This window comes from Seonamhaeicola sediminis (genome assembly GCF_004358095.2).
Classification (GTDB): domain Bacteria; phylum Bacteroidota; class Bacteroidia; order Flavobacteriales; family Flavobacteriaceae; genus Seonamhaeicola; species Seonamhaeicola sediminis.
This window is the reverse complement of sequence record NZ_SMZJ02000004.1, coordinates 650,398-674,416: the sequence shown is the minus strand read 5'-3', so window position 1 is coordinate 674,416 and position 24,019 is coordinate 650,398. Positions and strand designations below refer to the sequence as shown.

Here is a 24,019-nt window from a genome sequence, read left to right as displayed (position 1 = left end):
CTGCCAAAATTTATCTTGAGCGATAGACGACAGGCAGGAATTACAAAAAAGATGAAAAAAGTACTATTCATAGACAGAGACGGAACATTGGTATTAGAGCCCCCGGTAGATTACCAATTGGATAGCTTAGAGAAATTAGAGTTTTATCCCAAGGTGTTTCAATACATGGCAAAAATTGCAAGTGAATTAGATTTTGAACTTGTTATGGTTACCAATCAAGATGGCTTAGGAACCGATTCCTTTCCTGAAGACACGTTTTGGCCAGCTCAAAATAAAATTATTGATGCGTTTAAAAACGAAGGCGTGGAGTTCGCTGCCATTCATATTGATAAAACTTTTCCACATGAAAATGCCAACACGCGTAAACCTAAAACCGGTTTATTGACGAAATATTTTTCTGAAGACTATGATTTGGCTAATTCTTTTGTTTTAGGAGATAGAATTACCGATATGGAATTAGCTAAAAACTTAGGAGCAAAGGGTATTTATCTCTCTGAAAACCCTGAGTTAGGAGCTGACGAAATCAAAGCTTCTAAACAAGAAATTTTAGATTGTATTGTATTGACGAGTACAGATTGGAAAACCATATATGAGTTTTTAAAACTTGAAGATAGAGTTGAAGAAATTACACGTAATACTAATGAAACACAGATATATATAAAATTAAATCTAGATGGTTCAGGTAAAAATGATATTAATACAGGCTTATCATTTTTTGATCACATGCTAGATCAAATTGGGCGTCATGGTGCTATGGATTTAACGGTAAAAGTAAATGGTGATTTAGACGTTGATGAACACCACACTATTGAAGATACTATGATTACTTTGGGTGAAGTTTTCAATAAAGCTTTAGGTAACAAATTAGGCATAGAGCGCTATGGATTCTGTTTACCTATGGACGATTGTTTAGCTCAGGTAGCCGTTGATTTTGGAGGGAGAAATTGGTTAGAATGGGATACCGAATTTAAACGCGAAAAAATAGGAGATATGCCAACAGAAATGTTTTTTCACTTATTCAAATCGTTTACTGATGGTGCCAAATGCAATTTAAATGTGAAAGCCGAAGGGGTAAATGAACATCATAAAATTGAAGGTATTTTCAAGGCTTTTGCTAAAGCCATGAAAATGGCTGTTAAGCGAGATGCCAATAAAATGTTTTTACCAAGTACAAAAGGATTGTTATAAAAATAGCTTTTAGCGTTTTGCTATTTGGAATTAGCAAATAGCAAAAGTTAAGAGCAAAAAGCTTAAAAATGAAATTAGTAATAATAGATTACGGCGCTGGAAATATTAAAAGTATCCAGTTTGCTTTTAATCGTCTTGGTTATGAGGCTATTTTGTCTAAAAATCCAGAAGAAATCAAAACTGCAGATAAAGTTATATTTCCTGGTGTTGGAGAAGCTAGTTCAGCCATGAAAATGCTTAAAGAAAGTGGTTTAGATACATTAATTCCAACCTTAAAGCAACCGGTTTTAGGGATTTGTTTAGGAATGCAACTTATGTGTTTACACACCGAAGAAGGTGATACTAAAGGGCTAGGTATTTTTCAAACCAAGGTGAAACGTTTTTCACAAAATGTTAAAGTACCCCAAATGGGATGGAATGTCATTAAGGAACTCAAGTCTGATTTGTTCAAAGGCATCAAAGAAAATGAATATATGTATTTGGTTCACAGTTATTATGCAGAACATTGTGATGAGACTATAGCAGCAACGGATTATGAAATCAATTATGCATCGGCCTTACAACATGAAAACTTTTATGGCACACAATTCCACCCTGAAAAAAGTGGAAATGAAGGCGCTAAAATTTTACAAAATTTTTTGACACTTTAGTGTCATTCTGAACTTGTTTCAGAATCTATCAAAATAAATAATTAGGCCCTGAAATAAATTTGGGGTTGATTAACAAGATAATCAATGAGAATAATTCCTGCCATAGATATTATTGAAGGTAAATGTGTTCGTTTAACCAAAGGAGACTACGACACAAAAAAAATATATAATGAAAACCCGCTAGAAGTAGCTAAAATGTTTGAAGATTCAGGGATTGAATATTTACATTTAGTAGATTTAGATGGCGCCAAAGCAAAGCATATTGTAAACTATAAAGTTTTAGAACAAATAGCGGCAAAAACCAAATTAAAAATAGATTTTGGAGGAGGGTTAAAATCAGATGAAGATTTACATATCGCCTTTAATTCTGGAGCTCGACAGATTACCGGAGGTAGTATTGCCGTTAATGATGTCAAAACATTTGAGGGATGGATTACTAAGTATGGTAGTGAAAAGATTATTTTAGGAGCAGATAGTAATGCCGGTAAAATTGCGATTAGTGGGTGGCAAGAAGATAGCAATGAAGATTTAATTCCGTTCATCAAAGCATATCAAAAGAAAAGCATACAATATGTTATTTGTACCGACATTGCTAAAGACGGTATGCTTGAAGGTCCATCTGTCAATTTATATAAGCAAATTATAGCTGAATGCTCAAATAGCAGTAATGGTCAGTCTGTAAAACTTATCGCTTCCGGAGGTATTTCACATATCGATGAACTACCTGTCTTAAAGGAAATTGGCTGTGAAGGTGTCATTATGGGAAAAGCCCTTTATGAAAATAGAATTAGCTTAAAACAACTTGAAAAATTCGTGTAATTTATGCTAACAAAACGAATTATACCATGCCTAGACATTAAAAATGGACGCACTGTAAAAGGTGTTAATTTTGTAGACTTACGTGATGCTGGAGACCCCGTAGAATTAGCAAAACAATATGCTGATTACGGAGCTGACGAGTTAGTTTTTTTAGATATCACCGCAACCCTTGAAGCGCGAGCAACCACTCTAGAAATGGTATTGCATGTGGCAGAACAGGTAAATATTCCATTTACGGTTGGAGGTGGTATTTCATCTGTGGAACATGTTGATGCTCTCCTAAAAAATGGTGCAGATAAAGTATCTATTAATTCTTCTGCAGTAAAGCGCCCTGAATTAGTAAATGAATTAGCTGATAAATTTGGTAGCCAATGTGTTGTAGTTGCTATTGACGCCAAAGAAATTGATGGTGCATGGAAAGTGCATTTAGCAGGAGGAACCATTCCTACAGAAATTGATTTGTTTGAATGGGCAAAAGAAGTGGAAGAAAGAGGGGCTGGAGAGATTTTATTTACCTCAATGAATCACGATGGTACCAAGGGTGGTTTTGCTAATAAGGCGTTAGCAAGATTATCAGAAGAATTGAACATTCCAATTATTGCTTCCGGTGGAGCAGGTAATGTACAACACTTTATTGATACCTTTACAATAGGGAAATCTGATGCGGCTTTAGCAGCAAGCGTTTTTCACTTTGGTGAAATTCCTATTCCTGACTTAAAGAAAGAATTAAAAAAACATAATATTGAAGTACGATTATAAGCCCCCTAACCCCCAAGGGGGAACGCTTACTCAATCGGATATGATTGAATAACTTGAAAACTAATCTACAAAGTTTATAAAATAATAATATGAGTAAAGAAAACAGTAAAGATTTGATTTCTCCCCCTTGGGGGGAGTTAGAGGGGGCTTTAGTCCCAGCCATCATTCAAGATGCTATAACAAAGAATGTTTTGATGTTAGGTTATATGAATGAAGAAGCTTATCAACAAACGATTAACACTAAAAAAGTAACTTTTTACAGCAGAAGTAAACAACGTTTGTGGACTAAGGGAGAGGAAAGTGGGAACTTTTTGAATTTAGTTAATATCAAAAACGATTGTGATAAAGACACATTGTTAATACAAGTGAATCCAGTAGGTCCAACATGTCATAAAGGCACAGGGAATTGCTGGGGAGAAGACAACAAATCAACTTACGGATTCTTTTCTACTTTAGAAGAAGTGATTGCAGAACGTGTTGCAAATAAAGAAACTAATAAGTCTTATGTAGCTAGCTTATTCTCAAAAGGAATTAATAAAGTGGCACAAAAAGTGGGGGAGGAAGCTGTTGAAACCGTTATTGAAGCGATGGATAATAATGATGCATTGTTCTTGTATGAATCAGCAGATTTATTGTTCCACTACCTAATGTTGCTTCAAGCAAAAGGTTTTACATTAAAGGATGTTGAAGCTGAATTAAAGGGGAGACACAAATAAAAAAGAAGGTATAAGATGGTTAACTCTAATACCCTCTTAGCATATTTGGTAATTAGTTTAACTTATTTAAGCCAACCTTCTGCCCCGGACATTCTTGAAAACCAATAAAAGAATATTGCCAATACAATTATCATAATGGTCATTCCAATACTGGAGGCATGAACATTAATTAATATGTAAGCCATTTGACCTATAACAGCTATTAGTGATATTAACCAAAGTTTGGTGGCCCATTTTTTTCGTAGCAAAAGACCAATGGACGCTAAGGCACCTACAAAAACCGCAATAGCAAAAAGTGCTGTGACCCAGGTAGGCATATTAGCTGTAATTTCAAGTTGTTCTGCAGTATACATATTTTGGTATGCTTCAGTATTATAAGCTTGTTGTAAATAAGCTTTAACGCCCATGCCATTCCAAATAAGAGCAATGACACTTACAATCCAAAATGTAATAGGGGGTTTGTTTGCTGCTGAATCTGACATAGATATTATTTTTTAATCAATTAATTAATGATACAATTTATAAAAATTTTGCTACAATTAGGAAAACAGCGTACTTTTCGAGGCATTAAATAACATCATGAAAAAGTATTTTTACGTTATCACTATTCAATATTTGGGGTATCGGTTTCACGGGTGGCAAAAGCAACCCGATGTTAAAACACTGCATTTAATGGTAGACCGAACCCTAAATTTTATTTTAGATGGAAAGCCTTTTAAAAGCTTAAGCTCTGGAAGAACTGACGCCATGGTATCAGCCGAATGTGCTGCTTTTGAACTGTTTTTAAAAGAACCATTAGATGATTTGAAAACCTTTTTAGAGTTGTTTAATTACAATCTTCCTCAAGATATCAGAGCTTTAACAATTAAGGAAGTTGACTCAAAATTCAACATTATTAATCACTCAAAAACAAAGGAATATATTTATTTGTTTACATATGGAGAAAAATGCCATCCGTTTTGTGCGCCCATAATGACAACCATTTTAGATCATTTAAATATAGACGTAATGAAACAAGGTGCTAAATTATTTCAAGGAAGACATTATTTTAAGTCCTATTGTTTCAAACCAACAGATAATGGAGTTTATGATCGAGAAATTGAATTGTGTGAACTGGTTGAAAACAATTTGTACAGTGCCAATTACTTTCCTGAGAAATCTTATTTACTCAGAGTAAGAGGAAAAGGTTTTATGCGTAATCAAATTAGACTCATGATGGGAACATTGATCGATTTAGGAAAAGGTAAACTTTCATTAGAAGACATTAAACATAGCTTACGGTCTAATGTTTTTGTTAAAATGGAATATATAGCCCCAGCATCTGGATTAATTCTTAAAGGTGTAGAATTTGAATAAATCTTCACTTTTTGTAATTTTCAGTATTTATTAAAAACTATTTATTATCTAAAAACTAATTTTCAAAAACAAATATAAAATGAGTGTTACGGTACCAAAAGCTGCTTTAGATTTTTTTAAAAAATTAGAAAAAAACAATAATCGCGATTGGTTTAATGACCATAAAAAGGAATTTAAAGCGATTGAATTAGAAGTAAAAGGTGTGTATAATGCCATTTTTGAAAAACTGAATACGTATGATGATATTGATAAAATGAAAATGTTCAGAATTTACCGTGATGTTCGTTTTTCTAAAAACAAATTACCCTATAAAACGCATTTTGGCGGATCCTTTCATAGAACCAAACCCAAATTAAGAGGTGGTTATTATTTACATATACAACCTAATGACGAAAGTTTTATAGCTACAGGCTTTTGGGAACCTAATTCTGCTGATTTATTACGTATAAGGAAGGAATTTGAAATGGATGATGAGGAAATTCGTGTAATTTTGGCTAATAAAGATTTCAATAGGGTATGGGGCAATACTTTTTTTGGTGATGAAGTAAAAACAGCACCCAAAGGATTTAGTAAAGAACATAAAGCTATTGATTTAATCAAGAAAAAACAATATATCTTTATTAAGAAATATACAGATATAGAGGTACTTTCATCTAATTTCTTAGATGATGTGAGCGCTTCATTTAAAGCGGTACGCCCATTTTTTGATTACATGAGTGATGTGTTGACTACAGATTTAAATGGGGTGTCGCTTATAGACTAAACCGCAGCCAATAACTCAGGTCTTTCAAGCAACTGAATTTGACTCAACAAACGTTCCTTAACAAGATTCATCATACGTTTATTTAAGGCTGAAGAGTTCTGGGTATATAAAGTGTATTCTTCTACAGTGAATAATCCTATAACCATACCTTTCATGGAGTTTCGGAATTTCATATCCTTATGAATCGCGTTTTCAATATAATCAATACGTTTTTCCATGGTTAAATCATAAAAAACTGATTTATGCTTCACAATATAATTTTTGAATACAGCTAATAATAAGTCGTTTTGAAGCTTTATAACTGGTCTTAGTACTTGATTCTGAAAACGCTCATCACTACTCATATTATCATGAATAGTTATAGAAGAAATCTCAGGACGAATATCCTTTAGGTTAGTTTGTCGTGGGTTCATAACTATTGGGTTTTAATAAAAGTATAGAATATATAAGCCAAAAAACAATGGTGTTTGCATAGTTTTTAACGAGGTTATCAACAATTTTAAATAACATATTTACTTTCAGTGAATTAAGACTTGTGGTTTTTTTGCGTAGCGGAAATGATTACTTTTGAAGAAAGCAAAATATGAAATTCGGAAGTGTAGATAATCCTCAAGATGTAGATTTTAGATTACCCAAAGACCACCCTAAAACCAAAGGTTTACTAAATAAAGTTAAAGACGACAATGTTCCTGAAATCTATGTAGGTTGTGCCAAATGGAATAGGGCAGACTTGAAGGGTTTTTATCCCAGAGGCACCAAAGATGAGTTGGAATATTATTCCAGACAATTTAATTCTATTGAGTTAAATGCCACGTTTTATCGCATTTTTCCTGCTGAACAATTTTCAACATGGTATGACAAAACGCCATCAAACTTTAAGTTCTTTCCAAAGTTAAATCAGGAAATAAGCCATTGGAAACGACTCAATGAAACTAAAGAAATTGTTGAGCATTATTTATATAATGCTGCTAATCTAAAAGATAAGCTGGGAACCATATTTTTACAAATGCATAATAACTTTGCTCCAAAAGATTTTGATAGGGTAGTAAATTTTATTGAAGAGTGGCCAAAAGAAGTCTCATTAGCAATAGAGTTTAGACATACCAATTGGTATAATGATAAATCTGTTGCCAATGAACTCTATCATCTTTTAGAAACCAATAATATTTCTAATGTTATTGTAGATACTGCTGGAAGACGTGATTTAATGCATATGAGATTAACAAACCCAATAGCTTTTATACGCTATGTAGGAGCCAATCATGAAACAGATTATACCCGATTGGATGATTGGGTAGAGCGATTAAAACTTTGGCAAGAACAAGGCATAAAGGAAATAGGTTTTTTCATCCATCAAAATATTGAAAAAGAATCACCGTTATTATCCGCATACTTTATTAAAAAATTAAATGCATCACTAGGTTGTTCTTTAGCAATCCCAAATGATAACAACCAACAAACCTTACTCTAGTCAATAATTTTTAAAGATTTAAAAATTATAAGTGATTTTATAAATACATTGAATAAAATTCATTTTATAATACCTCCTTTATCAATTTTATAAAAAGTTAATAACAAACCTTTGTAAAGCTTTATAAAACTGGTATAATGTTTTAACTTTGTCAACCTTTATAGCCCCAAAAGGGTATATTTTATTTAGCAAAAACAGCTTTTATACAATTAATAAAAATATTATGAGCAAAACATTATTTGACAAAGTATGGGATTCGCATGTGGTCAGAAAAATTGAAGATGGGCCTGATGTGTTTTTTATAGACCGTCATTTTATTCACGAAGTAACAAGTCCAGTAGCCTTTGTTGGCTTAAAGAGTAGAGGTATAGGTGTTATGTATCCTGAGCGTACTTTTGCTACTGCAGACCATAACACACCAACTTGGAACCAACATTTACCTGTGGCAGATCCTTTATCTGCAAACCAGTTAGAAGCTTTAGCTAACAATGCAGCAGAGTATGGTATTTCACACTGGGGATTAGGTCATAGAAATAACGGAATAGTTCATATTGTTGGTCCTGAAAATGGAATTACGCTTCCGGGTTCTACAATAGTTTGTGGAGATTCTCACACGTCTACACACGGTGCTTTTGGTGCCATTGCTTTTGGTATCGGTACGTCTGAGGTAGAAATGGTATTATCTACGCAATGTATCATGCAACCTAAACCTAAAAAGATGCGTATTAACGTGAATGGAAAATTAGGTTTTGGTGTGACTCCTAAAGATGTGGCGCTTTACATCATTTCACAACAAACTACTTCTGGTGCTACAGGATACTTTGTTGAATATGCTGGTGATGTTTTTGAAAACATGACTATGGAGGGGCGTATGACCGTTTGTAACCTTTCTATTGAAATGGGAGCTCGTGGAGGTATGATTGCTCCAGATGAAAAGACTTTTGAATATATTAAAGGGAGAAAGCATACGCCAAAAGGAGCAGATTGGGATAAAGCTATGGAATACTGGGAAACTTTATATACTGAAGAAGGAGCTGAGTTTGATGCTGAGTTTACTTATAATGCTGCCGATATTGAGCCCATGATTACTTATGGAACCAACCCGGGAATGGGAATTGGTGTTACTAAATCAATCCCATTGGCTGAACAGGTTGAAGGTGGTGTAGCTACATATAAAAAATCACTAGGCTACATGAAGTTCAATGAAGGTGATAACATGATTGGTAAAGAAGTAGATTATGTTTTCTTGGGGTCTTGTACTAATGGAAGAATTGAAGACTTTAGAGCGTTTTGCTCAATTGTAGAAGGACGTCAAAAAGCAGATAATATTACGGCTTGGTTAGTACCTGGATCACATAAAGTAGTAGACCAAATCAAAGAAGAAGGTTTAGATAAAATCTTAAATGCTGCAGGTTTTGTATTAAGAGAACCTGGATGTTCTGCTTGTCTTGCAATGAATGACGATAAAGTTCCTGCAGGTAAATTAGCGGTATCAACATCTAACAGAAACTTTGAAGGCCGTCAAGGACCAGGTTCTAGAACCTTGTTAGCATCACCATTAGTGGCAGCAGCAACAGCTGTTTCAGGAGTTGTTACAGACCCAAGAACATTACTTGAAGAAGTTGCCGTATAAATTAGTAATTAAAAAAATATTGTCAATAAAAAACACGTATTGGCTAAAAGCATAAAAAACATGGCTTACGATAAATTTGAAGTATTAACAAGCACAGCGTATCCGTTACCAATAGAAAACGTAGATACAGACCAAATCATTCCTGCACGTTTCTTAAAAGCTACAGAGCGTAAAGGTTTTGGAGATAATTTTTTTAGAGATTGGAGATACGATTCTGAAGGAAACCCTATTCCAGATTTTCCTTTAAATGATGCAAAATATGAGGGTTCTAAAATATTGGTTGGTGGTAAGAACTTTGGTTCTGGCTCGTCAAGAGAGCATGCTGCTTGGTCTGTGTATGATTTTGGATTACGTTGTGTAATTTCATCATTCTTTGCAGATATATTTAGAAACAACTGTTTAAACATTGGCGTGCTTCCTGTTCAGGTGTCTCCTGAGTTTGCTCAAAAATTATTTGATGCCATTGAAGCAGACTCGAAAACTGAAATAAAAGTAGATTTACCAAACCAAACAGTTACATTGGTATCAACTGGTGAATCTGAATCTTTTGATATTAATGGCTACAAAAAAGGTAATATGCTAAATGGTTTTGACGATATAGATTATTTACAAAACATGAAGGAAGAAATTGCTGCCTTTGGTGAAACTAGACCTTTTTAATAACACATCAAAACAATTTAATAGCTCATTCATTTTACATGAAGAAAATTGAGATAATGGATACGACATTACGCGATGGTGAACAAACATCGAGTGTGTCGTTTTCTGCTTCTGAAAAACTTACATTAGCAAAACTTCTATTAGAAGAACTTAAGGTTGATAGAATAGAAATAGCTTCGGCGCGAGTGTCAGAAGGTGAATTTCAAGCAGTAAAAAACATCACAGAATGGGCAAATGAATACAACCATTTAAATGCTGTAGAGGTATTATCGTTTGTAGACGGTGGTGTTTCTATAGATTGGATGGTAAAGGCTGGAGCTAGAGTGCAAAACCTTCTCACTAAAGGTTCACTTAACCATTTAACTCATCAGTTAAAAAAGACTCCAAATCAGCACTTTAATGAAGCGAAAAATGTTATTTCTTTAGCTTCAGATAAGGGTATAGCTACCAATGTTTATTTAGAAGATTGGAGTAATGGTATGCGTAATTCTAAAGATTATGTTTTTGAATTTTTAGAATTTTTATCAACACAACCTATTAAGCGTATTATGCTTCCAGACACTTTGGGAATCTTAACGCCAAAGGAATCTTATGATTTTGTTTTTGAAATAAAGAATGCATATCCTAATATACATTTTGACTTTCATGCCCATAATGATTATGATTTAGGGGTTTCTAATGCTATTGAAGGCTTAAGAGCTGGAGCAGACGGATTACATCTAACTGTGAACGGAATGGGTGAACGTGCTGGTAATGCCCCCATGTCTAGTACCATTGCAGTTATCAACGATTTTGTCCCAAACGTTACCATTGGGGTTAATGAAAAGGTGCTCTACACCGTAAGTAAATTAGTAGAGAACTTTTCTGGAATTATGATTCCTGCAAACAAGCCTATCATAGGAGCCAACGTTTTTACCCAAACCGCTGGTATTCATGCCGATGGTGATAACAAAAACAATCTCTATTTTAGTGATTTGTTACCAGAACGCTTTGGTAGAACAAGACAATATGCACTTGGTAAGGCTTCTGGTAAAGCTAATATCCAGAAAAATTTACAAGAATTAGGGTTAAAACTAAATGAAGACGAACTTAAAAAAGTAACCCAACGTATTATTGAGCTTGGTGATAAAAAACAAGTTGTAACAAAAGAAGATTTACCATATATCATTTCAGATGTTTTAGATAGTGGCTCTTATGAAGAGAAGATAACGGTAGATTCTTATGTTTTAACACATTCTAAAGGTTTAAAACCATCTACTACAATAGCGCTTAACATTGAGGGTGAATCATTTGAAGAAAATGCTCAAGGCGATGGGCAATTTGATGCGTTTATGAATGCCATTAGAAAGATTTTTAAAAAGAAAAAACTGGTGCTTCCAGATTTAGTTGACTATGCTGTGAGAATCCCCCCTGGTAGTCGTTCTGATGCATTGTGTGAAACCATAATTACATGGAAAAATAAAGCATCTGAATTTAAAACTAGAGGGTTAGACTCAGATCAAACGGTATCGGCTATAAAAGCCACAGAGAAAATGCTTAACATTATTAATAATTAGATATAATAAAACTATAAAATGAAATTAAACATAGCCCTTTTAGCCGGAGATGGTATAGGACCAGAAGTTATAGATCAAGCTGTAAAAGTAAGTGATGCTGTTGCCAAAAAATTTGGTCATGAGATTACTTGGAAACCTGCATTAACAGGAGCTGCAGCTATTGATGCTGTTGGCGAGCCATATCCAGATGAAACTCATAATATTTGTAAAACATCTGATGCTGTGTTGTTTGGAGCTATTGGAGACCCCAAATACGATAATGATCCATCTGCACCTGTACGTCCGGAACAGGGTTTATTAAAAATGCGAAAAGCCTTAGGGTTATTTGCTAATGTTCGCCCAACTTTTGTATTCCCATCATTATTAGACAAATCACCGTTAAAAAAAGAACGTATTGAAGGAACAGATTTAGTGTTTTTACGTGAACTAACTGGTGGGATTTACTTTGGAGAAAAGGGCAGGAGAGATGATAGAAACACAGCATATGACAATTGTGTATACACTAAAGAAGAAGTAACACGTTTAGCTCGTAAAGGCTTTGAATTAGCTATGCAACGTTCTAAGCGCTTGTGTTGCGTTGATAAAGCTAACGTGTTGGAAACATCTCGTTTGTGGAGAGAAACTGTACAAGGTTTAGAAGCTGAATACCCAGAAGTAGAAGTATCTTATGAGTTTGTTGATGCTGTAGCCATGCGTTTAGTTCAATGGCCTTCTGATTATGATGTGTTAATTACAGAAAACTTATTTGGAGATATCTTAACCGATGAAGCTTCTGTGATTTCAGGGTCTATGGGTTTAATGCCATCAGCATCTTTAGGGTCTGACATTGGTTTATTTGAGCCAATTCACGGATCATACCCGCAAGCGGCAGGAAAAAATATAGCGAATCCTATGGCAACCGTATTATCAGCAGCTATGATGTTTGAAAATTTTGATTTAATCGAAGAAGGCAAAGTAATAAGAGAAGCTGTAAACAAAGCTCTGGCTGAAGGAATAGTTACAGAAGACCTATCGGAAGGCGATAAAGCTTATGGAACTAGTGAAGTAGGAGACTGGTTAGCGGCCAATATTTAATATTATATTACTACATAAAACTAACTAAAACTGGAAAGACCTATCAAAATTGATAGGTCTTTTTTAATTCTACATAATTTTCAATAAACTTCTATTATATTCTATAATGATTGCATCTAAGTTTTTATCTATCTCATTAACATAGGAGGCTGATAAGGTTATTTTTCCTTTGTATTTATTTTGAGATGCTACCATATTTATTGGATATTTTTCTAAAAAATCTGTGTAAACAATATATAATACTTTTGTTTTAACATTTTGAATTAATTGAAATACAGTATCTAAAAGAAAGTGCTCTTTTGTTAATTTATTTTTTTGTGCATCGGTAACCGAAATTAAGCTTCGTTCTGAGTAACCATCAAAACCCTTAGCGACATAATATGAGCCTAAATATTTAAATTTTCCGATTATTATATTCTGAGGCTTAAAAATACTTCGTCTCATTTTTAAATCTTCTTGTTTTTGAAGTACAATTTTACTTGACACTAATTCATACTTCTTAGTATTTTTCAAGATTCGACTAGCAGTTCTTAAACGATTATTAATTTCCTCTGCATTAAGTTCTTTCACCTTGTTAGGGGTGTAATTTGATTCTTTTTTTAGTTCTGCTATTTTCACGCTATCATTCTTAGCCTTATTAGCAAATGCTAAAGCCTTTTTATAAAATTTAGATACTCTTTTTGTCTCAGGTTTTTTTATGGCTGTAGTGTATTCTTTTGATAATACCTCAAACACGTAAGGAGATCCCCCTTCTTTTAAAGCAATTAATTTGTTTAGCTCTTTGTCAAAAACAAATTCTGTATTTTGAGCATTTAGCTGAGAACATATTGAAACCAACGTAGCTATAAAACATAAAAATTTCATAACAATATATTATTTTATAATGAAAATTAAGTGGCATAACTACAAACACTTAATTGAGGGAAGTGTTCAAATATACGTTATTTTACGTTAAAAAGTAAAATTTTACCGATAAAAGGGTATGTCTATTCTTTGATAGAAAAACTAGAACCACTAGGCAATTCAAATATTTCTAAATCAAAATAAGGCGTAGCAGCTATAACATGGTCAAAAATATCGGCCATGATATATTCATAATTAACCCAGCGTTTATCACTACTGAAAGCATAAATTTCAATAGGTATACCTTGAGATGATGGTGCTAATTGGCGCACCATGATAGTCATATCCTTGTTTATAGCAGCATGGTTTTCAATATATTCTTGAACATACTTTCTAAAAACTCCAAGGTTGGTTAGGTTTCTTCCATTTATAGCTAAAGACTTATCAATTTGGTTTGTTTTATTATGGGTATCAATATCACTTTGTCGTTTATCTAAATATTTTTCAATAAGCTCAATACCCTTAAGTTTTTCAATATCGGCTTGATTTAAATATTTAACACTTTCCATTTTAATACTTAATGAACGCTTTATACGTCTACCATCAGAACTAGTCATTCCTCGCCAGTTCTTAAAAGATTCCGAAATCAACGCATAAGTTGGAATAGTAGTAATGGTTTTATCCCAATTCTGAACCTTTACAGTAGCTAGGGTAATTTCAATAACATCACCATCAGCTCCAAATTTTTCAAAAGTCACCCAATCACCAATACGTACCATATCATTTATAGATACCTGAATACTAGCAACAAAACCTAGAATGGTATCTTTAAATATTAATATAATCACGGCAGAGGCAGCCCCTAAACCAGTCAAAAATTTTAAGAAAGGAATATCTGTTATTACAGCTATAGCAGACATGATGCCTGCAACCCAAGCAAATATCATAAAGACCTGTATATAACTTTCTACAGGTTTATCTCTTAAACTTGGCAAGGTCTTTAAAAAATCTTTTACAGTGAATAAAAGGCTTCTCACTATCCAAAGCGTTAGTACAATAGCAAATACTTGCAACCCTTTTTCAACAACTATTTCAAAGTCAGGGAAATCATAAAATATTATAGGAACCAATTCTAAAGCTATAAGCAGAGGAATGATATGTGCTACATTTCTTGGAACCTTATTAGCAACTAATAAATCATCAAAATTAGACTTTGAAGCACTTGCAAACCGCGTAAACATTTGCAAGAGAATCTTTCTAATTAGAAAGTCAATTAAAAACACAATGATGGTAGAAGCAATTAACAACCCTGCCATGTTTAACCATACAGCTGTATCTTCTTCAATATCTTTTTGTGTTAAAAAATCAAAGAAAAACCTATTAAAATCAAGAGTAGCTTCTGTTAGTACCTCTGTATTTTCCTTGTCTTGAATCATTTTACAGGTTTTAAATATTTACGTTCAATTAAAAAAGTCCCAAATGGAATAATAGCTGCTAAAAGCACACCACTAAAAGCCTTTTTACACCAGTTAAAATCAGGTTTCAAAACAAAAGCTAATACTATATATAACATGAAAAGAATTCCATGAGGCATTCCTAATAGTTTTACATATTGAGGATCTTCTGCAAAATGTTTCATGGGGGTAGCGATAAAAAGTAGAAGTATATAAGATACACCTTCTAAAAAAGCGACTACTCTAAATATATTAAGGAGTGAAAACATATACAAAATTTTAGACAAAAATACACAGACTGATTAAATAATGGTTGAGATACTGCAATTTTGTTGTAACTTTATAGGACTTGCCACATTTATCATTTGATACTTGCCTCAGGGTATGACAATAATCATATTTTTTTATAAATATTGAGGGTAGCTTTATATCATCTTAAAAATTTAAAGAGTTTCTTTTTTTAAAAAAATATCAACTTAAATTAAACCAAAGGCAAATGAAACGAGTGTTAATAAATTTTGAACATTGTTATTAATGGAATGTTTAAAGTTTTAATGTGAGAGCGTAACAATGACATACGTTCTCAATTTTATAATTAACATGAAATCTACTAATTATTAAAATTTAAACGTATGAAAGTATTTGATGATAAGCACATTAAAAATGTGGTATTTGTAGGGGCCCATAATAGCGGTAAAACTACTTTGGCAGAAACCATGCTATTTGAAGCAGGACTGATTAATAGACGTGGTACCATTGAAGATCAAAACACGGTTTCAGATTACCATGAGATTGAACACCAACGTCAAGCATCGGTATTTGCAACGCCTATACATACCGAATGGCGCAATTACAAAATTAATATTATTGACACTCCTGGTTTAGACGATTTTATTGGGGAAATTATTTCATCCATCAGGGTGGGAGACACCATAGCTACCGTGATTAATGGAAAACACGGCGTAGAGGTTGGCACTGAAATTATCTGGAATTATATAGATAAATACAACAAGCCAACCTTATTTATTATAAACCAAATTGATCACCCCGATTGTAATTTTGAAGATGCCTTTAAAAGTATAAAAACATTAGTAGGAAATAATGTTGCACAAATACAATACCCCATAAAACTTGATGGTGCGCAATGTATTGTTGATGTTTTAAAAATGAAATGCTATAAGTTTGGACCCGAAGGAGGAAAGCCAGAAAAATTAGAAATTCCTGATTTTGAAAAAGCAAAAGCTGAAGCTTTACATAACGAGCTAGTTGAAAAGGCTGCCGAGAATGATGAAGCACTTATGGAACTTTATTTTGACAAAGGTACTTTAAATGAAGATGAAATGCGCCAAGGTATTAAGGCAGGTATGCTAAACCATGACTTGTTCCCAGTATTCTGCGTATCGGCCTTACAAGATATGGGCAGCGGACGATTAATGGGATTCATTGATAATGTTGCGCCTGCTGCGGCCGATTTAAAACCAGAACAAAGTTTAGAGGGCGAGGAGATTGTGCCCAAGGCAGAAGCAGACACCTCACTTTTTGTTTTTAAAACCTTATATCAACCTAATTTGGGTCAGATTACTTTCTTTAAAGTTAAGTCTGGAGAAATTAACCTTAATGACAGGTTAACCAATTCTAGAACTGGAGAAACTGAGGTTATCAATCAGTTATTTATTATGGATGGCAAGAACCGTGAACCTGTAAATAAATTAAGTACGGGTGATATTGGTGCCAGTTTAAAATTAAAAGACACTGAAACTAATGACACGCTTTATAGTGGCAGTAAGCCTATTACCATAAAACCCATTCAATACCCAGAACCAAGAATTAATAAAGCTGTGACTGCTAGTAACAAAGCCGATGAGGAAAAATTAAGCGATGCACTACGTAAAATTCATAAACAAGATCCAACGGTGGTTATTAACTATTCTAAAGAATCTAAAGAGCAAGTTTTAGGTTGTCAAGGAGAGTTACACTTGGCTATTATAGATATGACGTTGAAAAGTGACTATAAAATAACTGCTCATTATGAAAAACCTAAAATTAAATATAGGGAGACCATACAACGTTCTTCAACGGCTAATTACCGACACAAAAAACAATCGGGGGGCTCTGGTCAATTTGCACAGGTACACCTTAAAATAGAGCCATGGTTTGAAGGTATGCCAGAACCTGAAGGTTTTAATATTAGAGGTAAAGAGGAAGTAAGTTTACCTTGGGGTGGAAAACTGGTATTTTACAACTGTATTGTAGGAGGTGTTATTGATGCGCGCTATATTCCTTCGGTTATGAAAGGGGTTTTAGAAGTTATGGAAGAAGGCCCTTTAACAGGATCTTATATACGCGATGTGAGGGTGATGGTTTATGATGGCAAAATGCATCCAGTAGATTCTAATGATATATCGTTTAAAATAGCAGGGGCGCACGCTTTTAAAGAAGCCTTTTTAAACGCCAATCCTAAGTTATTAGAACCTACAAACGAGTTAACCGTTAAAGTACCTGAAGATATGGTAGGTAATGTGATGACCGATTTACAAAGTAGACGCTCTATCATTCAAGGATTTGACAATTTAGACCATTATCAAATACTAAAATGTACCATTCCTGCAGCAGAACTATTTGGCTATTCTACAGATTTACGATCGTTAACACAAGGAAAAGCTACATTTAGTTCCAGGTTTTCATCATACCAACCGGTACCAAATAACATTCAAAAACAATTAGTAAAAGAAGAAGTATAATTAAATAAGTATGTAACTATGATAACGAAAGCAAATTATTTAAGCGACCTTAAATTTAATTTAGATACATGGAAAAGAGAATTACGGTTTCATTTTAACGAAATGGATACCTTTGAAGAAAAATTAGAAGAAATAGCAGCACGAGAATTTGGTAAAAAAGCAACGGTGCCCTTGGAGAATTTTCAAAATAGAATCATGATTGAAAAAGACGCTATTTCTAAATTAAAACACCGTATTAGAAATAAAATGGCCAATATAAATCAAGCCGATTATAACGAAAACATTGAAGGCAGATTTCAAAATGAACAGCATACTTTAAAGGATGATATGCGTACGTATATTAAAATGCATTACGACCTCAAAGAGGAAATGATGGATTTCTTTAGAGAGTGGTTATAAATTAAACTTCAAGAAGTAAAAAAAGCTAGAATGTTAAAATGTTCTAGCTTTTTTTATGTTAATCAATTAATTAGTAATTTGATGATATTGATTTATAATGGTATGAATGTTGTGTCTTTATTAAATAAAATATAAAAGTTTATGATGCTTAGAATTGTTTGGATATTTATGTTTTCTATCATTATCATTGGCTGTAGTTCCAGAAAACAACTAACCGCTACAGCAGATAAAATGGAAAAAATTCATGCCATTGTAAAAATGGATACCATAAACATAATATCAAATTGGGCAAACCCCTTAAATTCCAATATGATAGCTAATACAGGATTGCTTCCGGTTGGCTCCACTGCAGGAAATATAAGTCTTATAGGTAATGCCAATTACTTCAAGATAATAGGAGATAGTGTATCCATTTATCTACCATACTATGGGGAATGGCGATTTGCACCTCCTTATGGCGCTAGAGAAACAGGTATAAGTTTTGATGGAAAGCCCAAAGAATATAAACAAACCTTCAATAAGAAAAAGAATAAGTATGAGTACTATTTTGAATTAAAAAACAACGCCGAAATTTTTCAAATTAACCTGACACTTTTCCCTAATTTAAACACCGATATACATGTAAATAGTAATTTACGAGCTTATATAGGTTATAGAGGTGAAGTTATTGAGAAATAATACTTAGAATACATTAAAAATAACCAGTCCGTAAATCACAAAACGTAATAAACGCAAAGATCCAAAGGAAACCACACCTTTAAACGGGTAGTTAATAATACCAGCAGCTAAGCATGAAATTGAAAAGGGTAGTGGCAATAAGGCGCCTACAACTATTAGAAAACCGCCCCATTTTTTAGAATTTTTAAGCTGTTTTTGCATTTTTTCTTCTAAATAACGGTGTACCCTTGGTATATTGGTGATTACAGCACCAATGTAATAGCTTAACAGACCACCTATATAAGACAATATAGCCAATAAAATAAGGTAACCCCAAGGTGCACTAAGCTTACCAGACCATGCAATAAACAATTCTGGAGGTATGAGCCCCAACAAGGTTTCAGAAATAAAAAAGAAAATTAAAACACCATAAATAGGCAAAACCTCTGTAATATTTGTAAGCAGCTCATTAATATTAAAAAAGGTATTAACCACGTAAATAACAATGACGGCCAATAAAATATAAGGTAAAGCTTTAAGAACACTTTTACCTACAAAGCTATAAAAGCCGGTATAACTATAATACTGATGTAATAAACGTAAACGGGATTTCCCGTAAGTTTTAGTCTTGGCTTTGGGTTTCATTTTCAAATGCAATTTCAGAAAGGCGAAAGTAGCTTCTTTTTTTGTTCTTATAAAGAAATAGAGCAGCTTTAAATTAATTTTAACAGGTTTATTCGATGTGGTGTATGATGAACACACTGCTAAATATTCTATTTTACATAATATAAATTATAGTACATTTTTAATATTTGATTATCCAGTGGATGATTAAATATTAAAACATAATTTACGTCGTTATTGAAATGCTTAGCGTATTTATAAAATGATAGCTATAATTCTCTATTATGTAAAATGTCCCAGAAACATTCGTTTTCATAAGAATAATTAGAACTTGGGTCATTAAACTAATAAGCGGTTTGCTTCGCAGCGTTTAAAAAACATATGTATCTATAATTAGCCGTTAACAGACATCATGCGATAAACTTTAGTGTTTTTTTATTGGCTTATCCAGTTTTGGGTTAGAAACAATATTAGAAAAACTATGGTGTTTTAGTAATTAATCCTTGTATTTACTAAGTAGATAGTTACCTGTAATCATAAAAGCTTTACTCTAACCGCATTCATGCCTTTTTGACCTTTTTCAAGTTCAAATAGAACCTTATTGGCTTCAGAGATTTCATCAATAAGACCGCTAACATGTGTAAAGAATTTTTCTTGAGTTTCTGAATCTATTATAAAACCAAAACCTTTAGAATGATCAAAAAATGAAACGGTTCCTTTTCTTACCGGATTAAAAACTTCAGTTTCCTCAGTCTTTTTTGGAATACCAAGCTCTATAGTTTTAGCTTTTACCTTTATCTTTTTTGAAGGATCTGGTGGTGTATCTGTTAGCTGACCATCATAGCCAACGTAGGCAAATTCAATGCCTTTTTTCCCATTTTCTTTTGCGTCTAGTTTGCGAGCTTCCATTTTCTTTTTCTTCTCTTCACGCTTTTTTAAACGCTTTTTTTCTCTTTCACTTTTGCCGAAAGTTTGTTGCGATCTCCCCATAAATTATTTAAGATACTACTATTAATTTAATCATATTCCTACTGACTTTATTTTTTTAAAATCATAAAAAAAACCTATCACTTTTTTAGTAATAGGTTTTAAATTTTTGCATAACTCTATTTTTATAGAACTTCTACATTAACAGCATTTAAACCTTTTTTTCCAGGTTGAGTAGAGTACTGTACTTTGTCATTTTCTCTTATATCATCAATTAAGCCTGAATTGTGAACAAAAATATCTTCGCCTTCTGATGATGTTATAAACCCAAATCCTTTTGAGTTATTAAAAAATTTTACTGTGCCTTCTTGCATCTTTACTAGTGTTTATATATTATTAATTCTTTTTTGTTCAATTAACCTCCCTTACTAAGTATGTAGCAATCACTATACAGCTAAATGCTTCTTAAAAATACTTAAACAACTAATAAAGTAATGATGAAATAAAAAAGATAAGAAGAGAAAAACTCGAAAAAACTAATTACTAAATAACTACCTTGAAAACTGAAAGGTGCTCTATTCGAACACTGCAAATTAAGGCTTTTATTTTCACAAAACAACTATGTTTTAAAAAAATATCTGTTTAAAACTCATTTCACGCACCATAATTTGAATGTATTTAAGTGAAAAAAATTAATGATTTTTTTTAGGAAGACCGTTTTTTGCATTAAACTAATTACTAATTTAGTATTAATTACAGAGTTTATAGTAACGCTCAATGAAAAGAAAAATAATTGTGCTTATTGGACTTGTATTGGCAATAAGTTTAGCTTGGTATTTTATTACTTTAGACCGAGATTACCAACCTTCTACAGATTTTGATGAAACAGAATCTCATCTATTAGTTTGGTCACCTTATCATAGAAATACGTATCGTAATTTTATTAAAAATTTAGCTGAAGATGACCATGTTATTTTATTTGTACCAGACACCATTGATTCTGATAGCTTATTTAATGAACTTAAATTGTTTGGTGTCAATATGGATAACATTCTACTGCAAACTATTAACAGTGCTGATATTTGGATTAGAGATTTTGGCCCCCTATTTCTATTAAATAAAAGTGGAAAATTCAAAACCATAAGTTTTAATTATCACAATAGCAAGAGAAATACCTTTCCATATGAGTACCAAAATTTATTCAAAGAAAGGTTAAGAGCCTCTAAACTTGTTAGTGTTGGTGGAGCAAGAGAGTTAAATGGCAAAGGATTAGCTATTTTAGTTGAAAAGCATGAAATGGCCAATAATCCTAAGCTAACTAAAGAACAAATAGGAAAAGAGTTGAAAAAGAAATTAGGCGTCAAAAAAATTATTTGGTTAAAAAGTGGACTTCCTCAAGATGAATTGCGTGCTGTTAAGCCATTTTTAGATAGTATTTATACCAATGGAGCGGGTAATCATATCGATAGTTTTTGTAGGTTTATTTCCCCTAATACTGTATTATTGGCCAAGGTAGATAGTAGTGAATTAATTACAAACCCTATTATGAAGATTGCTCATGAGCGCTTAGAGGAAAATTACGCTATTCTTAAAAATGCTTCTGATCATGATGGGAACCCTTTAAATATTATTAGAGTTCCCATGGCTCCATTGCTTTTTGAAATTGAAGCATATGAAAACGAAACCAGAACTTTTATAAGATCTACCAGCTATTTAAATTTTATAATTACCAAAAATAAAGTTATTGTACCAAGTTATGCACAACATTTGGGAAGTGATTATGCTATAGCTAAAGATGCCGAGATAGAAGTTATATTTAAAAGTATTTTTCCTGAAAAGAAAATAGTTATGCTGGATTGTATTGAACTTAATAGAAACGGTGGCGGATTTCATTGTATTACAATTAATAAACCAAAAAAAAGAAAAGAAAAAAAGCAGCTTAACTATTTCATAAACTTCAGTCTTTGATTTAAATTTTTTTGATTTTTTTTATTTCTTATATCCAGACGACGTATCTTCTATTTTGACAAAATCATCACATTACATTTAAAATATTCCAGGAATGCCTGGTAATTGGCCTACTAAAGCTAGTGCTACAACACATACTAAAAACATGATACCAGGAATGATTAATCGTTCTTTTAAGGATAGTTTTTTAGCCCTGTCTCTATCACCTATTAACCCAAGATTATCAAGCAGCATAGTTAAGGCCCAACCAAAAACAGGATTAACAAATGCACACGCAAAAATACAGGTACCGGCACTTAAAGAATCGTTTTGCTTTTGTACCATTTGCATACCAGCCTCTAGTAGAGGTAAAAACACACCAACTATTAAGGCGACTCTTAGTACTGGTTCCCACATAGCTAAATCCATAGGATAGCCAAATACCGATGCCAAAATACATAGTATAGCTGTTAGAATGGCGCCACCCGGTATTGGTCTTTTTGCAATGGCAGCTGGAATCATATAAGTTCCCCATGAAGATGCAATATTACCGCCTCCTAAAAAGGCTCCAACAACTTGTCGTATAGAAGAAACGGTCATAGTATCATCTACATCCATTAAAACATCTTTTGCTTTTTTAGGATAATTCATTTCCTGAAAAACACGATGACCTAAATAATCTGGAGACCACATGGCCACTGCAAGAATTGCAAAAGGAATCACCGCTACAAAATGTCCAAAATCTGGCCACCCTAATTGCCATCCTGTATCTTCGCCCCACCACCAGAATGGATTGAAATGCGGAAGTCCTGGTGCAGTAGAAAATTCAAAGCCAACACCCATAACATACGCTGTTATTCCAGCTATTGCAGAACATAATGGAATTGCTAGCCACCGCTTTTTAATCCTTGCTAAATAGGCATAAACAAAAACGGTAATACCTATTACGGCAAAAGATACTGTACTAGCATCTTGAGATGATGTCCACAATTCGAATTTTGATATTTGCCCTATGAGACCAACGGCACCTAAATAAATAAGAAGCCCTCCTCTTACCCCTACTCCTGTTAATTCCATTAATTTAGAACCTCCTTTTGTTATACTTAAAAAAAGGCCAAAAACACCAATTAAAATACCCAAAGCTAGTGGGTGTCCACCAGCAGCTGCTATAATGGGTATCAACGGAATCATAGGGCCATGTGTGCCTGCCAAATTGGCTCTAGGGTTTAAAATAGCTGAAAAAATTAGCACAAAAATACCACCAGCTATTAGTAACTCATATCTAACATTCTCAGCTACAAACTCAGGAGATAGTCCAAATTGTACTGCAAATGCCGCTACCATTGCTGTTACCATAACTACTTTTCCTATGGTTGCTGCTAATGCGGGTACCAAATCTTCAAATTCTATATGAAAATCTCTAAATGGCATATGAATACGCCATCTTCTAAATTTCATACTAAGTAATTCGTGCTCTAAATAGTCTTCTCTACTTTTAAATTCTTCTGATTTTTTACGTTTCTCTTGATACGTGTTTTGGTTTTTTTCCTCCATTTGTGGTTAGTTGAATTCCTATTTCGCTTTTTGATTCAACAAAAATACTTCTCAAATAAATTATCAAACATGAGATTTATCAGGTTTAGGATAAATATATCTTGTTTCACTTATGAAAATAGAAACAAAACGCATCAAAGGTCATTAATAATGTTATTCTAAAAATCGTTAAATTTTATTTTTAAACTGATCTTTATCATATTAATTTCTTCGCTTGTTGAGTAACTT

Annotated in this window: 25 protein-coding genes; 16 read left to right on the top strand and 9 right to left on the bottom strand. The window is 33.1% G+C overall.

The genetic code is table 11. The features are described from left to right. Positions 1 to 51 precede the first annotated feature (51 nt). The 5 genes from hisB (at position 52) to hisIE (ending at position 4,132) form a co-directional block, all read left to right on the top strand. Complete coding sequence (gene hisB / locus E1J38_RS09170) at positions 52 to 1,188, top strand: bifunctional histidinol-phosphatase/imidazoleglycerol-phosphate dehydratase HisB (RefSeq protein ID WP_133356635.1); 1,137 nt, start codon at positions 52 to 54, stop codon at positions 1,186 to 1,188. Between the two features lie 68 nt (positions 1,189 to 1,256). Next, the gene (gene hisH, locus E1J38_RS09165) at positions 1,257 to 1,838 is read left to right on the top strand and encodes an imidazole glycerol phosphate synthase subunit HisH (protein WP_133356636.1); all 582 of its coding nucleotides are present in this window, start codon (positions 1,257 to 1,259) and stop codon (positions 1,836 to 1,838) included. Between the two features lie 84 nt (positions 1,839 to 1,922). Next, positions 1,923 to 2,657 carry a 1-(5-phosphoribosyl)-5-[(5-phosphoribosylamino)methylideneamino]imidazole-4-carboxamide isomerase gene (gene hisA / locus E1J38_RS09160; protein WP_133356637.1) on the top strand — a complete coding sequence of 245 codons (735 nt, stop codon included), beginning with the start codon at positions 1,923 to 1,925 and terminating at the stop codon, positions 2,655 to 2,657. A gap of 3 nt (positions 2,658 to 2,660) precedes the next feature. After that, positions 2,661 to 3,416 carry an imidazole glycerol phosphate synthase subunit HisF gene (hisF, locus tag E1J38_RS09155; protein ID WP_133356638.1) on the top strand — a complete coding sequence of 252 codons (756 nt, stop codon included), beginning with the start codon at positions 2,661 to 2,663 and terminating at the stop codon, positions 3,414 to 3,416. Positions 3,417 to 3,505: 89 nt separating this feature from the next. Then, complete coding sequence (gene hisIE / locus E1J38_RS09150; protein WP_133356639.1) at positions 3,506 to 4,132, top strand: bifunctional phosphoribosyl-AMP cyclohydrolase/phosphoribosyl-ATP diphosphatase HisIE; 627 nt, start codon at positions 3,506 to 3,508, stop codon at positions 4,130 to 4,132. Between the two features lie 62 nt (positions 4,133 to 4,194). Here hisIE and E1J38_RS09145 read toward each other — a convergent pair whose 3' ends face one another. Then, positions 4,195 to 4,614 (bottom strand): hypothetical protein, encoded by a 420-nt coding sequence (locus tag E1J38_RS09145; protein ID WP_133356640.1) that lies wholly within the window; start codon positions 4,612 to 4,614, stop codon positions 4,195 to 4,197. A 97-nt stretch (positions 4,615 to 4,711) separates the two neighbouring features. Here E1J38_RS09145 and E1J38_RS09140 point away from each other — a divergent pair, with 97 nt between their 5' ends. Further along, entirely contained in the window at positions 4,712 to 5,488 is a 777-nt protein-coding gene (locus E1J38_RS09140; protein ID WP_133356641.1) for a tRNA pseudouridine synthase A, read from the top strand. Between the two features lie 79 nt (positions 5,489 to 5,567). Next, the gene (locus tag E1J38_RS09135; protein WP_133356642.1) at positions 5,568 to 6,251 is read left to right on the top strand and encodes a DUF2461 domain-containing protein; all 684 of its coding nucleotides are present in this window, start codon (positions 5,568 to 5,570) and stop codon (positions 6,249 to 6,251) included. Here the strand turns inward: E1J38_RS09135 and E1J38_RS09130 are convergent. Next, positions 6,248 to 6,664, bottom strand: coding sequence for a glyoxalase (locus E1J38_RS09130; protein ID WP_133356643.1), 417 nt, complete (start codon positions 6,662 to 6,664; stop codon positions 6,248 to 6,250). The two genes, E1J38_RS09135 and E1J38_RS09130, sit on opposite strands and share 4 nt — an antisense overlap. Before the next feature lie 170 nt (positions 6,665 to 6,834). Here E1J38_RS09130 and E1J38_RS09125 point away from each other — a divergent pair, with 170 nt between their 5' ends. The 5 genes from E1J38_RS09125 (at position 6,835) to leuB (ending at position 12,645) form a co-directional block, all read left to right on the top strand. After that, a complete protein-coding gene (locus E1J38_RS09125) occupies positions 6,835 to 7,722 on the top strand; it encodes a DUF72 domain-containing protein (protein ID WP_133356644.1) in 888 nt (295 codons plus the stop codon). Between the two features lie 223 nt (positions 7,723 to 7,945). After that, positions 7,946 to 9,355 carry a 3-isopropylmalate dehydratase large subunit gene (gene leuC / locus E1J38_RS09120; protein ID WP_133356645.1) on the top strand — a complete coding sequence of 470 codons (1,410 nt, stop codon included), beginning with the start codon at positions 7,946 to 7,948 and terminating at the stop codon, positions 9,353 to 9,355. A 60-nt stretch (positions 9,356 to 9,415) separates the two neighbouring features. Further along, the gene (gene leuD, locus E1J38_RS09115; RefSeq protein ID WP_133356646.1) at positions 9,416 to 10,015 is read left to right on the top strand and encodes a 3-isopropylmalate dehydratase small subunit; all 600 of its coding nucleotides are present in this window, start codon (positions 9,416 to 9,418) and stop codon (positions 10,013 to 10,015) included. Positions 10,016 to 10,071: 56 nt separating this feature from the next. After that, on the top strand, positions 10,072 to 11,571 hold the full coding sequence (locus E1J38_RS09110; protein WP_186525848.1) for a hydroxymethylglutaryl-CoA lyase-like TIM-barrel protein: 1,500 nt from the start codon (positions 10,072 to 10,074) through the stop codon (positions 11,569 to 11,571). Positions 11,572 to 11,589: 18 nt separating this feature from the next. Beyond that, positions 11,590 to 12,645 (top strand): 3-isopropylmalate dehydrogenase, encoded by a 1,056-nt coding sequence (gene leuB / locus E1J38_RS09105; protein ID WP_133356648.1) that lies wholly within the window; start codon positions 11,590 to 11,592, stop codon positions 12,643 to 12,645. Between the two features lie 69 nt (positions 12,646 to 12,714). On the opposite strand, the gene E1J38_RS09100 is transcribed toward leuB, so the two are convergent. The 3 genes from E1J38_RS09100 to E1J38_RS09090 all read right to left on the bottom strand — a co-directional run bounded on the left by E1J38_RS09100 (position 12,715) and on the right by E1J38_RS09090 (position 15,211). Further along, the gene (locus E1J38_RS09100) at positions 12,715 to 13,509 is read right to left on the bottom strand and encodes a hypothetical protein (RefSeq protein WP_133356649.1); all 795 of its coding nucleotides are present in this window, start codon (positions 13,507 to 13,509) and stop codon (positions 12,715 to 12,717) included. A 122-nt stretch (positions 13,510 to 13,631) separates the two neighbouring features. Further along, positions 13,632 to 14,924, bottom strand: a complete 1,293-nt coding sequence (locus E1J38_RS09095) for a mechanosensitive ion channel family protein (RefSeq protein WP_133356650.1) — start codon at positions 14,922 to 14,924, stop codon at positions 13,632 to 13,634. After that, positions 14,921 to 15,211, bottom strand: a complete 291-nt coding sequence (locus E1J38_RS09090; RefSeq protein WP_133356651.1) for a DUF3817 domain-containing protein — start codon at positions 15,209 to 15,211, stop codon at positions 14,921 to 14,923. Before E1J38_RS09090 ends, E1J38_RS09095 begins: the two co-directional genes overlap by 4 nt. 363 nt (positions 15,212 to 15,574) lie before the next feature. Between E1J38_RS09090 and E1J38_RS09085 the strand changes: the two genes are divergently transcribed. The 3 genes from E1J38_RS09085 to E1J38_RS09075 all read left to right on the top strand — a co-directional run bounded on the left by E1J38_RS09085 (position 15,575) and on the right by E1J38_RS09075 (position 18,760). Next, a complete protein-coding gene (locus tag E1J38_RS09085; protein ID WP_133356652.1) occupies positions 15,575 to 17,683 on the top strand; it encodes an elongation factor G in 2,109 nt (702 codons plus the stop codon). Positions 17,684 to 17,701: 18 nt separating this feature from the next. Further along, positions 17,702 to 18,082 carry a hypothetical protein gene (locus E1J38_RS09080; RefSeq protein ID WP_133356653.1) on the top strand — a complete coding sequence of 127 codons (381 nt, stop codon included), beginning with the start codon at positions 17,702 to 17,704 and terminating at the stop codon, positions 18,080 to 18,082. Positions 18,083 to 18,223: 141 nt separating this feature from the next. Next, positions 18,224 to 18,760, top strand: coding sequence for a DUF4251 domain-containing protein (locus E1J38_RS09075; protein ID WP_133356654.1), 537 nt, complete (start codon positions 18,224 to 18,226; stop codon positions 18,758 to 18,760). Positions 18,761 to 18,763: 3 nt separating this feature from the next. Here E1J38_RS09075 and E1J38_RS09070 read toward each other — a convergent pair whose 3' ends face one another. The 3 genes from E1J38_RS09070 to E1J38_RS09060 form a co-directional block, all read right to left on the bottom strand. After that, complete coding sequence (locus E1J38_RS09070; protein ID WP_133356655.1) at positions 18,764 to 19,384, bottom strand: YqaA family protein; 621 nt, start codon at positions 19,382 to 19,384, stop codon at positions 18,764 to 18,766. A 513-nt stretch (positions 19,385 to 19,897) separates the two neighbouring features. Further along, the gene (locus E1J38_RS09065) at positions 19,898 to 20,353 is read right to left on the bottom strand and encodes a cold-shock protein (RefSeq protein ID WP_133356656.1); all 456 of its coding nucleotides are present in this window, start codon (positions 20,351 to 20,353) and stop codon (positions 19,898 to 19,900) included. Between the two features lie 122 nt (positions 20,354 to 20,475). Then, positions 20,476 to 20,664, bottom strand: a complete 189-nt coding sequence (locus E1J38_RS09060) for a cold-shock protein (RefSeq protein ID WP_133356657.1) — start codon at positions 20,662 to 20,664, stop codon at positions 20,476 to 20,478. 403 nt (positions 20,665 to 21,067) lie between these two features. Between E1J38_RS09060 and E1J38_RS09055 the strand changes: the two genes are divergently transcribed. Further along, the gene (locus tag E1J38_RS09055) at positions 21,068 to 22,258 is read left to right on the top strand and encodes an agmatine deiminase family protein (RefSeq protein ID WP_133356658.1); all 1,191 of its coding nucleotides are present in this window, start codon (positions 21,068 to 21,070) and stop codon (positions 22,256 to 22,258) included. 78 nt (positions 22,259 to 22,336) lie between these two features. Here the strand turns inward: E1J38_RS09055 and E1J38_RS09050 are convergent, their stop codons facing one another. Continuing rightward, positions 22,337 to 23,791: a DUF3360 family protein gene (locus E1J38_RS09050; protein WP_133356659.1), complete on the bottom strand. Its 1,455-nt coding sequence runs from the start codon at positions 23,789 to 23,791 to the stop codon at positions 22,337 to 22,339. Between the last annotated feature and the right edge of the window lie 228 nt (positions 23,792 to 24,019).